At 52.0% G+C, this 11,046-nt stretch carries 10 protein-coding genes and 1 other annotated feature; of the genes, 6 read left to right on the forward strand and 4 right to left on the reverse strand.

Features of this window, described 5'->3' with window-relative positions:
• The first annotated feature begins 113 nt into the window (after positions 1 to 113).
• Genes aroF through J4685_RS09290 form a run of 3 tightly spaced genes read left to right on the forward strand, consistent with a single transcriptional unit; the run spans position 114 to position 3,281 of the window.
• On the forward strand, positions 114 to 1,184 hold the full coding sequence (aroF, locus tag J4685_RS09280; protein WP_001168062.1) for a 3-deoxy-7-phosphoheptulonate synthase AroF: 1,071 nt from the start codon (positions 114 to 116) through the stop codon (positions 1,182 to 1,184).
• A gap of 9 nt (positions 1,185 to 1,193) precedes the next feature.
• Positions 1,194 to 2,315 (forward strand): bifunctional chorismate mutase/prephenate dehydrogenase, encoded by a 1,122-nt coding sequence (gene tyrA / locus J4685_RS09285; protein ID WP_000225183.1) that lies wholly within the window; start codon positions 1,194 to 1,196, stop codon positions 2,313 to 2,315.
• Between the two features lie 57 nt (positions 2,316 to 2,372).
• Positions 2,373 to 3,281 carry an SMP-30/gluconolactonase/LRE family protein gene (locus tag J4685_RS09290; RefSeq protein WP_000210975.1) on the forward strand — a complete coding sequence of 303 codons (909 nt, stop codon included), beginning with the start codon at positions 2,373 to 2,375 and terminating at the stop codon, positions 3,279 to 3,281.
• On the opposite strand, the gene pheA is transcribed toward J4685_RS09290, so the two are convergent.
• The 4 genes from pheA to bamD all read right to left on the reverse strand — a co-directional run bounded on the left by pheA (position 3,242) and on the right by bamD (position 6,000).
• The gene (gene pheA / locus J4685_RS09295) at positions 3,242 to 4,402 is read right to left on the reverse strand and encodes a bifunctional chorismate mutase/prephenate dehydratase (RefSeq protein ID WP_000200087.1); all 1,161 of its coding nucleotides are present in this window, start codon (positions 4,400 to 4,402) and stop codon (positions 3,242 to 3,244) included. The two genes, J4685_RS09290 and pheA, sit on opposite strands and share 40 nt — an antisense overlap.
• Before the next feature lie 22 nt (positions 4,403 to 4,424).
• Positions 4,425 to 4,550: a sequence feature (Phe leader region), on the reverse strand.
• Entirely contained in the window at positions 4,502 to 4,549 is a 48-nt protein-coding gene (gene pheL, locus J4685_RS09300; RefSeq protein ID WP_010989056.1) for a pheA operon leader peptide PheL, read from the reverse strand. Its footprint overlaps the feature before it by 48 nt.
• Before the next feature lie 102 nt (positions 4,551 to 4,652).
• On the reverse strand, positions 4,653 to 4,991 hold the full coding sequence (raiA, locus tag J4685_RS09305; RefSeq protein WP_000178449.1) for a ribosome-associated translation inhibitor RaiA: 339 nt from the start codon (positions 4,989 to 4,991) through the stop codon (positions 4,653 to 4,655).
• 271 nt (positions 4,992 to 5,262) lie between these two features.
• Positions 5,263 to 6,000 carry an outer membrane protein assembly factor BamD gene (bamD, locus tag J4685_RS09310; RefSeq protein ID WP_000197660.1) on the reverse strand — a complete coding sequence of 246 codons (738 nt, stop codon included), beginning with the start codon at positions 5,998 to 6,000 and terminating at the stop codon, positions 5,263 to 5,265.
• A gap of 131 nt (positions 6,001 to 6,131) precedes the next feature.
• On the opposite strand from bamD, the gene rluD reads away from it, so the two are divergent.
• From rluD to clpB, 3 genes are all read left to right on the forward strand, one after another.
• Entirely contained in the window at positions 6,132 to 7,112 is a 981-nt protein-coding gene (gene rluD / locus J4685_RS09315) for a 23S rRNA pseudouridine(1911/1915/1917) synthase RluD (protein ID WP_000079130.1), read from the forward strand.
• Positions 7,109 to 7,840 carry a purine nucleoside phosphorylase YfiH gene (yfiH, locus tag J4685_RS09320; RefSeq protein WP_000992634.1) on the forward strand — a complete coding sequence of 244 codons (732 nt, stop codon included), beginning with the start codon at positions 7,109 to 7,111 and terminating at the stop codon, positions 7,838 to 7,840. Before rluD ends, yfiH begins: the two co-directional genes overlap by 4 nt.
• Positions 7,841 to 7,969: 129 nt before the next feature.
• A complete protein-coding gene (gene clpB / locus J4685_RS09325) occupies positions 7,970 to 10,543 on the forward strand; it encodes an ATP-dependent chaperone ClpB (protein WP_001235092.1) in 2,574 nt (857 codons plus the stop codon).
• Positions 10,544 to 11,046 lie beyond the last annotated feature (503 nt).

Consider the following 11,046-nt stretch of genomic DNA (forward strand, 5'->3'; position numbering starts at 1 on the left):
GTGTAAAGTTTATTTTACGTAATATGGATTGAAATCTTTACTTTTTGTGGTATGGTTTAAACATCCTCGTGGAGGATCAACTATCGCAAACAAGAAAAGACAGGATCGCCATCATGCAAAAAGACGCGCTGAATAACGTACGTATCACCGATGAACAGGTATTAATGACGCCGGAGCAGCTTAAAGCGGCCTTTCCGTTGAGCCTGGCGCAGGAAGCGCAGATAGCGCAGTCCCGGGGAATCATTTCTGACATTATTGCCGGGCGCGATCCGCGTCTGTTGGTGGTATGCGGTCCTTGTTCTATTCACGATCCTGAAACCGCTCTGGAATATGCCCGTCGATTTAAAGCCCTTGCCGCAGAGGTCAGCGATAGCCTCTATCTGGTAATGCGCGTCTATTTTGAAAAGCCGCGGACTACCGTCGGCTGGAAAGGGCTGATTAACGATCCTCACATGGATGGCTCATTTGATGTGGAAGCCGGGTTGAAAATAGCGCGTCAGCTACTGGTGGAACTGGTGAATATGGGGTTGCCATTGGCGACCGAAGCGTTGGATCCGAACAGCCCGCAATACCTGGGCGATCTGTTTAGCTGGTCGGCGATAGGCGCGCGCACAACCGAATCGCAAACCCACCGCGAAATGGCGTCTGGTCTTTCTATGCCGGTCGGCTTTAAAAACGGCACGGATGGCAGCCTGGCGACAGCGATTAACGCCATGCGCGCCGCTGCGCAACCTCATCGTTTTGTTGGCATTAACCAGGCCGGTCAGGTTGCGTTATTGCAAACCCAGGGAAATCCGCATGGCCATGTGATTCTGCGTGGCGGCAAAGCGCCAAACTATAGCCCGGCAGATGTCGCTCAGTGTGAAAAAGAGATGGAACAGGCGGGGCTACGTCCTTCGCTGATGGTAGATTGCAGTCATGGTAACTCCAATAAAGATTATCGCCGCCAGCCAGCCGTTGCCGAATCTGTGGTTGCGCAGATTAAAGATGGCAATCGTTCAATCATTGGCTTAATGATTGAAAGTAATATTCATGAGGGTAATCAGTCTTCCGAACAGCCGCGCAGCGAAATGAAGTATGGCGTTTCCGTCACCGATGCTTGTATTAGCTGGGAGATGACCGATGCCCTGTTACGTGAAATTCATAAAGATTTGAGCGGCCAGCTGGCGGTGCGCGTCGCATAAGAGGTTGTTATGGTTGCTGAATTGACCGCGTTACGCGATCAAATAGATGATGTCGATAAAGCGTTGTTGAATTTACTGGCTAAGCGCCTGGAACTGGTTGCCAAAGTCGGCGAGGTGAAAAGCCGTTTTGGCCTGCCTATTTACGTGCCGGAGCGTGAGGCCTCTATACTGGCTTCACGACGGGCGGAAGCAGAAGCGATCGGTGTCCCGCCCGATCTCATTGAAGATGTCCTGCGCCGGGTAATGCGTGAATCTTACTCCAGCGAAAATGATAAGGGGTTCAAAACGCTTTGTCCTTCTCTGCGTCCGGTCGTCATTGTGGGCGGCGGCGGACAGATGGGGCGTCTGTTTGAAAAAATGCTCACGCTGTCGGGCTATCAGGTCCGTATTCTGGAACAACAGGACTGGCCGCGCGCCAGGGACATTGTCGCCGATGCCGGAATGGTGATCGTCAGCGTGCCGATTCATGTTACTGAACAGGTCATAGCGCAACTGCCGCCCCTGCCGTCCGACTGTATTCTGGTCGATCTGGCATCGGTGAAAAGCGGTCCGTTACAGGCAATGTTGGCGGCCCATGATGGCCCCGTGCTGGGCTTGCACCCGATGTTTGGCCCGGACAGCGGGAGCCTGGCGAAGCAGGTGGTGGTCTGGTGTGATGGGCGTCAACCGGAAGCGTATCAGTGGTTCCTTGAGCAAATCCAGGTGTGGGGCGCGCGGTTGCACCGAATTAGCGCTGTCGAGCACGATCAGAACATGGCTTTTATCCAGGCGCTGCGCCACTTTGCTACCTTCGCTTATGGGCTGCATCTGGCGGAAGAGAACGTCCAGCTTGAGCAGCTTCTGGCGCTATCATCGCCGATTTATCGACTGGAGCTGGCGATGGTCGGGCGTCTGTTCGCCCAGGGCCCGCAGCTGTATGCAGACATTATTATGTCGTCGGAGCGCAATCTGGCGCTTATCAAGCGTTACTATAAACGTTTTGGCGATGCGATCGGGTTACTGGAACAGGGTGATAAGCAGGCTTTTATCGACAGTTTTCGCAAAGTTGAACACTGGTTTGGCGATTATGCCAGACGCTTCCAGAATGAAAGCCGTGTGTTATTACGTCAGGCGAATGACAGCCGACCATAATGATGACATCTATACTAAAAGCCAGCTTTGCTGGCTTTTTTCGTTTAAGGAACCGTTATGACTACGCCGCACCTTTTATTTGATTATGTCGGACATTTACCAGAATGCCCCACATGGAGCGAGGATGAAAGCGCGCTGTATTGGACCGATATCCTGGAACAGGAGATCCATCGTTACCATCCGGCGAGTGGGACGCATAGCGTGCTGGCGTTTCCGGAAGAGGTAGGCTGTTTTGCCTTGCGTGAGCAGGGCGGATTTATTGTGGCCATGCGTCATGCTATTTGGCTGGCCGATAAAAATGGATTATTGCAGCGTAAGGTTTGCGACAATCCCTCTAATACGAAACTGGCGCGTTTCAACGATGGCGGCACTGATGGCGATGGCCGTTTTTATGCCGGAACGTTCTGGGCGCCGGGTGACTATAATGGCGCGTTGCTGATGCGGATCGATCATGACCTGACGGCAAAAGTGATCCAGTGCGGTATCCAGGGACACAACGGCCTGGCGTTCAGCCCGAACAACCAGTGGATGTATACTTCCGATACGCCGAATGGCGTGATATACCGCACGTTACTTGATAAGCATGGCGAACCGGGCAAGCGTGAACTTTTTCGCCATTTTGGCGAAGGAGAAGGACTTCCCGACGGCGCGGCGATGGATAGCGAAGGGTGCTACTGGAGCGCGATGTTTGACGGCTGGCGCGTGGCGCGTTTCTCACCGCAAGGAGAGCAGCTGGAAGAGTACCGGTTGCCGGTACGTTGTCCGACGATGGTTTGCTTTGGCGGCGCAGATATGAAAACGCTGTTTATTACAACTACCAGAGAAAATATGTCTGCTCAGGAAGTGGCGGATTATCCGCTCTCCGGCGCCATCTTCACCCTGCAGGTAGCCGTCGCAGGGATGAAGAAAAGCCGTTTTATTGAACGTCAGGCAGGTTCTACCGGCACGACGTTTTCGCTGGGATAGCAGCCAAGCACTTTCATTGAGCGCGTGATCTCGCCCAGCTCTTTTAGCGCGCTTTGCATTACCTGCGACTCCAGGTTCGCCTGAATATCGAGATAAAACATCTCTTCCCACGGATTGCCGTGAATGGGGCGCGACTCCAGTTTCGTCATGATGAGATTGTGGTTACGCAGCACCAGCAGCGCTTCGACCAGCGCGCCAGCTTGCTGCCCGGTGGCGATTAACAGAGTGGTTTTTGCCGGAACCTGATCGGAAACGTTGATGGCTTTGCGCGCCAGTACCAGAAAGCGGGTGATATTCTGCGTCTGGTTTGCGGCGATGCGTTCCAGCACCTGTAAACCGTGCAACATGCCGCCTGCCTCGCTGCCGAGCGCCGCGACGCGCGGAGAGTTTGCCTGCGCGACTTTTTCCATCGCTGCCGACGTACTCTCGGTATAGTCGATTTTCCAGTGCGGATAGCGGCTCAAAAATTTACTGCACTGCTGAAACGGCTGCGGATGGCTGTACACCGTTTCGATGGTATTCAGATCCGTAGCGCCGGAAACCAGCACGCAGTGATCGATAGTGACGGTCATCTCACCGACAATCGACAGACTGGTGTGTTGCAATAAGTCGTACACATCGTTGATAGCGCCGGAGCTGGTGTTCTCTATCGGAACCACGGCGTAATCGGCCTGGCCGGTTTCGACCTGATGAAAAATATCGGTGAATTTTGCGCAACCGCTCTCAATAAATTGCTCAAAATGGCGTGCAGCATACTGGCGCGCCGCGAGATGAGAATAGGAGCCTTTCGGCCCAAGAAACGCAATACGTGCCGAATGAGGGTGAGTATTATTCAGATGTTGTTGCAGCAGCGCCTGCTGAGTAAGCACGGAGTCTTCAATGATAAGCTGGAACAGACGGGTAATGTAGTGTGCGTCGAGATGGTGGGCTTTACCGAGATGGATGAGTCTGTCCAGCAGCGCGCGTTCACGATCGATATCCCGAACCGGACGATGCGACAGTAGTTTTGCTTGTCCCACTTCAATCGCCAGCGCGCGTCGTTTTGCCATTAAGGCCAGTAACTCTTCGTCTAAAGCGCTGATTTTATCTCGCAGCGCCAGTAATGGGTTTTCCGATGTCATAGTGTTGCCTTTTTTGTTATCAATAAAAAAGGCCTCCCGGTGGGGGAGGCCTTCTTGTTCGTCTTCGCATTCTTTATCACATGACGAAACGCCTCCCGGTCAGGGGAAGATAAAAAAGAATGCGAAGAAAAACCGGGTGAGCTTCATAACTGTTTCCTTTGTGTACGTAAGTACAGTACCCGTACTGTTTTAATCCTGTCAACAAAAAACGCGCCCGAAGGCGCGTTGGCGATACACTCAATGTAAGGGACTACTCTTCTTCTGCTTCGACGAAGCTGGCATCTTTCACCGATGCGGTGGCACGACGGGCTTCGCCTTTGTGCTGCACTTTATTGAGCTGCCGTTCCAGCTTGTTGATCAATTCATTAATAGCGGTGTACATATCTTCGTGTTTTGCGCTGGCGACCAGATGTCCGTTCGGTGTATTAATGGTGGCGTCAGCAATAAAGCCCTGTGGCTCTTTAGACAGAATGATATGAGGATTAATCAGGTGAGTTTGCCATTTTTCCAGTTTGGCGAGACGGTCTGCGACATGTTGGCGGATTGCCGGAGTAATTTCCATTTGTTTACTGGTAATGTTCATTGTCATAAATTTTACCTCTTGTCTTTCCCGTCTTGGTGATTCCAGCATACCGTTCTTAATGTCAAAATGTGTGATGTAAATCACATTATTTTGTCACTTTTTGTCAAGGCGAACTTTTTGTGAGGCATCGCAGGAAGAAGCGATCTTTTACTTGAGGAATGGCTGAAAGCAGGCCATATTTGACTGGATGCGTTGCAGTGAAATCATTTCTGTTGCATCAGATATCGAATAAAAAAACGGCAGCCGGAAGGCTGCCGTTTTGCTTGTTGGTATTGCTTCAGGTGTTTTTGCTGTTAGCGGCAATAATTTTCGCGACTTTGTCAGCCTGCGCATTCAGCTGCATCTGACGATAGGCGTTTTCCATCAGCGGCAACGCATCGCGCGTGGCCTGCGTATCAGGATAATTGCGTAGCATACCTTCTACCCGGTTTACGACCGCAACCCATGCGCCGCGCGCGGTATAGTACTCTGCGACGGAATATTCATATTTCGCCAGACGGTCTTTCAGGAATACCAGACGCTTAGTGGCGTCGGTGGTGTACTGGCTATTAGGATAGCTGCGTACCAGTTTCGAAAAGTCATTGAACGCCGCCCGCGCATGTTGCGGATCGCGATCGCTGCGATCGACGCCAAAGAAACCCTGCAGCGCGCTATCATCCAGCGCCATGTTCGTCAGGCCGCGCATGTACATGACATAGTCAATATTAGGGTGCGTTGGATTAAGACGCATAAAACGATCGATGGCGGCCTGCGCTAGCGGCAAATCGGCGTTTTTGTAATAGGCGTAGATAAGATCCAACTGCACCTGCTGAGAATACGGTCCGAATGGATAACGATTATCTAACGCTTCCAATTGCGTTATTGCCTGTTTCCAGTTACCGTCCTGCAGCTTTTGCTGAGCAGTCGCGTAGATTTCATTCGGCGGATTATCGGGCACCTCTTCCTTTGAACCCGAGCAACCCGCCAGAAACAGGCTCAACGTGGCTGCTGCCACCAGATATTTCATGCGCGTCATGACGTTTTGACTTTCCTCAAAATGTTTTACGGGAGATTCTCTGTTCCTGCTCCCGGTTAAGACCAGCTACAATAGCACACTATATTAAACGGCAAAGCCGTAAAACCCAACGTTAAACGAAGAAGCTGTATATGGCACAACGAGTACAACTCACCGCAACGGTCTCCGAAAACCAACTCGGTCAACGCTTAGATCAGGCTTTGGCCGAAATGTTCCCGGATTATTCACGTTCGCGTATAAAAGAATGGATTTTGAATCAGCGCGTGTTGGTCAATGGTCAACTTTGCGATAAGCCAAAAGAAAAAGTGTTAGGCGGCGAGCGGGTGGCTATTGATGCGGAGATCGACGAAGAGATTCGTTTTGAAGCGCAGGATATCCCGTTAGATATTGTTTATGAAGATGACGATATTCTGGTTATCAACAAACCACGCGATCTGGTGGTACATCCTGGCGCGGGTAACCCGGACGGTACGGTACTGAACGCGTTGCTACATTATTATCCGCCGATTGCGGATGTCCCGCGCGCGGGCATTGTGCATCGTCTGGATAAGGACACGACGGGGCTGATGGTGGTGGCCAAAACCGTTCCGGCGCAAACGCGCCTGGTGGAGTCTTTGCAGCTGCGCGAGATCACCCGCGAATATGAAGCGGTCGCGATCGGACATATGACGGCGGGAGGAACGGTGAATGAACCCATCAGTCGTCACCCGACCAAACGTACCCATATGTCGGTGCATCCTATGGGCAAACCGGCGGTGACCCACTACCGCATTATGGAACATTTCCGTGTGCACACGCGTCTTAGGTTGCGTCTGGAGACCGGGCGTACGCACCAGATCCGCGTGCATATGGCGCATATTACGCATCCGTTAGTGGGCGATCAGGTCTACGGTGGTCGTCCACGTCCACCGAAAGGCGCATCGGAAGAATTTATTTCCACGCTGCGTAAGTTTGACCGCCAGGCGCTGCATGCAACGATGCTGCGTCTCTACCATCCTGTATCGGGTATCGAAATGGAGTGGCACGCGCCGATTCCACAAGATATGGTGGACCTTATCGATGCGATGCGCGCCGATTTCGAAGATCATAAAGATGATGTGGACTGGTTATGAATGCACTGATTGTCCCGCAGTGGCCGCTGCCGAAAGGCGTCGCAGCCTGTAGTTCTACCCGTATTGGCGGGGTGAGTTTACCGCCTTACGACTCGCTGAATCTGGGCGCGCATTGCGGCGATAACCCGGAGCATGTTGAAGAGAACCGCAAGCGTCTGTTCGCGGCGGGCAATCTGCCTTCGAAACCTGTCTGGCTTGAACAGGTTCACGGTAAAAATGTATTGAGGCTTACCGGAGAACCTTATGCCTCCAAACGTGCGGATGCGTCTTACAGCAATACGCCAGGAACCGTCTGCGCGGTAATGACGGCAGACTGCCTGCCTGTGCTATTCTGTAACCGTGAGGGGACAGAAGTGGCGGCGGCTCATGCGGGCTGGCGCGGATTATGTGAAGGCGTACTGGAGGAAACTGTCACCTGCTTTGCTGACAAACCAGAAAATATCATCGCCTGGTTAGGTCCGGCGATTGGCCCGGCCGCGTTTGAAGTGGGGCCGGAAGTGCGTGACGCATTTTTAGCAAAAGATGCGCAAGCCGATAGCGCATTTTTGCCGCACGGGGAAAAATTTCTGGCGGATATTTATCAGCTTGCACGCCAACGTCTGGCGAATACCGGCGTTGAACATGTCTATGGCGGGGATCGCTGCACCTTTAGCGAAAGTGAGACTTTCTTCTCTTATCGTCGCGACAAGACGACAGGTCGTATGGCAAGTTTTATTTGGCTGATATAACCTAAAGAATCAAGACGATCCGGTACGGGTAACTTTCTTTTCACATAATTCAGGTCATTCACCTTGAATAATTGAGGGATGACCTCATTTAATCTCCAGTAGCAATTTTGACCTGTTATGGGAGGAGTTATGCGTCTGGATCGTCTTACTAACAAATTCCAGCTTGCTCTTGCCGATGCCCAGTCGCTCGCGCTGGGGCACGACAACCAATTCATCGAACCTCTTCATTTAATGAGCGCCTTGCTGAACCAGGAAGGGGGATCGATACGTCCTTTATTAACCTCCGCCGGCATTAATGCTGGCCAGTTGCGCACTGCTATCGATCAGGCGCTGAGCCGTTTACCGCAGGTGGAAGGCACCGGCGGCGACGTACAGCCTTCTTCGGAACTGGTACGCGTACTGAACCTTTGCGACAAGCTGGCGCAAAAACGGGGGGACAATTTTATTTCGTCAGAGCTGTTTGTTCTGGCGGCGCTTGAGTCTCGCGGCACGTTAACCGATCTGCTGAAATCAGCCGGTGCGACTACGGCCAATATCACTCAGGCAATTGAACAGATGCGCGGAGGTGAAAGCGTGAACGATCAAGGGGCTGAAGACCAACGTCAGGCCTTGAAAAAATATACCGTCGATCTGACCGAGCGGGCTGAACAAGGTAAGCTTGACCCGGTAATTGGTCGTGATGAAGAAATTCGCCGTACCATTCAGGTATTGCAACGTCGTACTAAAAACAACCCGGTGTTAATCGGTGAGCCAGGCGTAGGTAAAACCGCCATTGTTGAAGGGCTGGCGCAACGTATTATCAACGGTGAAGTACCGGAAGGCCTGAAAGGCCGTCGCGTGCTGGCGCTGGATATGGGCGCGCTGGTGGCCGGGGCGAAATATCGCGGCGAATTTGAAGAGCGTCTGAAAGGCGTGCTGAACGACCTCGCAAAACAGGAAGGCAACGTCATCCTGTTTATCGACGAGCTGCACACCATGGTTGGCGCAGGTAAGGCTGATGGCGCAATGGACGCCGGGAATATGCTGAAACCGGCGCTGGCGCGTGGTGAACTGCACTGTGTGGGTGCCACCACGCTGGATGAATACCGTCAGTACATTGAAAAAGACGCGGCGCTGGAACGTCGTTTTCAAAAAGTGTTTGTCGCAGAACCTTCAGTGGAAGACACCATCGCTATTCTGCGTGGCCTGAAAGAACGTTACGAGCTGCACCACCATGTGCAGATCACTGACCCGGCGATTGTGGCGGCGGCAACATTATCTCACCGCTATATCGCCGACCGTCAGTTGCCGGATAAAGCTATCGACCTCATCGATGAAGCGGCATCCAGCATTCGTATGCAGATTGACTCTAAGCCGGAGGAGCTGGACAGACTCGACCGCCGCATTATTCAGCTCAAACTGGAACAGCAGGCGTTGATGAAAGAGTCTGACGAGGCGAGTAAAAAACGTCTCGATATGCTCAACGAAGAACTGGACGACAAAGAGCGCCAGTATTCTGAGCTGGAAGAAGAGTGGAAAGCGGAAAAAGCGTCGCTCTCTGGTACGCAAACTATTAAAGCGGAGCTGGAGCAGGCGAAGATTGCCATCGAGCAGGCGCGTCGCGTTGGCGACCTGGCGCGAATGTCTGAATTGCAGTACGGCAAAATTCCGGAGCTGGAAAAACAGTTGGAAGCCGCGACCCAGTCGGAAGGTAAAACCATGCGTCTGTTACGTAACAAAGTAACGGATGCGGAAATTGCCGAAGTGCTGGCGCGCTGGACCGGTATTCCGGTTGCCAGAATGCTGGAAGGCGAACGTGAAAAACTGTTGCGTATGGAACAAGAGTTACACAGCCGTGTGATCGGGCAGAATGAAGCCGTTGAAGCAGTATCGAACGCCATACGTCGTAGCCGCGCGGGGCTGTCCGATCCGAACCGTCCGATTGGTTCCTTCCTGTTCCTTGGGCCGACGGGGGTCGGTAAAACCGAACTGTGTAAAGCGCTGGCTAACTTTATGTTCGACAGCGACGACGCGATGGTGCGTATCGACATGTCTGAGTTTATGGAGAAACACTCCGTGTCTCGTTTGGTCGGGGCGCCTCCGGGATATGTCGGCTATGAAGAAGGCGGTTATTTGACGGAAGCGGTACGCCGTCGTCCTTATTCCGTCATCTTGTTGGATGAAGTAGAAAAAGCGCATCCGGATGTATTCAACATTCTGTTGCAGGTGCTGGACGACGGTCGGCTGACTGACGGGCAGGGGAGAACGGTCGACTTCCGTAATACGGTGGTCATTATGACTTCTAACCTCGGTTCCGATCTCATTCAGGAGCGCTTTGGCGAACTGGATTACGGTCGAATGAAAGAGATGGTGCTGGGTGTGGTTAGCCAAAACTTCCGTCCGGAATTTATCAACCGTATTGATGAAGTTGTGGTATTCCATCCGTTAGGTGAGCAACACATCGCTTCTATTGCTCAGATCCAGCTGCAGCGTCTGTACAAACGTCTGGAAGAACGTGGTTATGAAATCCATATCTCCGATGAGGCGCTGAAACTGTTGAGCGCCAACGGTTACGATCCGGTCTACGGGGCGCGTCCGTTAAAACGTGCTATTCAACAGCAGATCGAAAACCCACTGGCGCAGCAAATCCTGTCTGGTGAACTGGTTCCTGGCAAAGTGATTCGCCTTGAAGCCAATGATGATCGTATTGTGGCAGTGCAGTAAGTCACAAATTTGAATAAAACGGGCCCTGACGGGCTCGTTTTTGTTTAAAAACCAGGCGAAAATAGGCTTTTGGTTCAAATGTTGTTTGAAAAGTGAACGGTTGAGCTTTTTTTTGCATTTAGGTCTTGTCAGGCTCTAATAACTCCCTATAATGCGCCACCACTGACACGGAACAACGGCATACAGGCCGCCGGGTCAGAAAAGCTTCATTAAGAGGTCTGTGAGGAAAGCGAAAATAAAGGCTTGACTCAAAAAGAGGAAAGCGTAATATACGCCACCTCGCGACGGTGAGCTGAAAGCCGCGTTGCACTGCTCTTTAACAATTTATCAGACAATCTGTGTGGGCACTCGAAGATACGGCTTCTTAACGTCGCAAGACGAAAAATGAATACCAAGTCTCAAGAGTGAACACGTAATTCATTACGAAGTTTAATTCATTGAGCATCAAACTTTTAAATTGAAGAGTTTGATCATGGCTCAGATTGAACGCTGGCGGCAGGCCT

Origin of the sequence: Salmonella sp. 32100201201700099SM, from assembly GCF_017572645.1 — a bacterium.
Taxonomy (GTDB): domain Bacteria; phylum Pseudomonadota; class Gammaproteobacteria; order Enterobacterales; family Enterobacteriaceae; genus Salmonella; species Salmonella enterica.

Excerpts from the sequence above, each read along its gene's own strand:
- aroF (WP_001168062.1), top strand. The coding sequence starts at position 114 with ATGCAAAAAGACGCGCTGAATAACGTACGTATCACCGATGAACAGGTA.
- tyrA (WP_000225183.1), top strand. The coding sequence starts at position 1,194 with ATGGTTGCTGAATTGACCGCGTTACGCGATCAAATAGATGATGTCGAT.
- J4685_RS09290 (WP_000210975.1), top strand. The coding sequence starts at position 2,373 with ATGACTACGCCGCACCTTTTATTTGATTATGTCGGACATTTACCAGAA.
- pheA (WP_000200087.1), bottom strand. The coding sequence starts at position 4,402 with ATGACATCGGAAAACCCATTACTGGCGCTGCGAGATAAAATCAGCGCT.
- raiA (WP_000178449.1), bottom strand. The coding sequence starts at position 4,991 with ATGACAATGAACATTACCAGTAAACAAATGGAAATTACTCCGGCAATC.
- bamD (WP_000197660.1), bottom strand. The coding sequence starts at position 6,000 with ATGACGCGCATGAAATATCTGGTGGCAGCAGCCACGTTGAGCCTGTTT.
- rluD (WP_000079130.1), top strand. The coding sequence starts at position 6,132 with ATGGCACAACGAGTACAACTCACCGCAACGGTCTCCGAAAACCAACTC.
- yfiH (WP_000992634.1), top strand. The coding sequence starts at position 7,109 with ATGAATGCACTGATTGTCCCGCAGTGGCCGCTGCCGAAAGGCGTCGCA.
- clpB (WP_001235092.1), top strand. The coding sequence starts at position 7,970 with ATGCGTCTGGATCGTCTTACTAACAAATTCCAGCTTGCTCTTGCCGAT.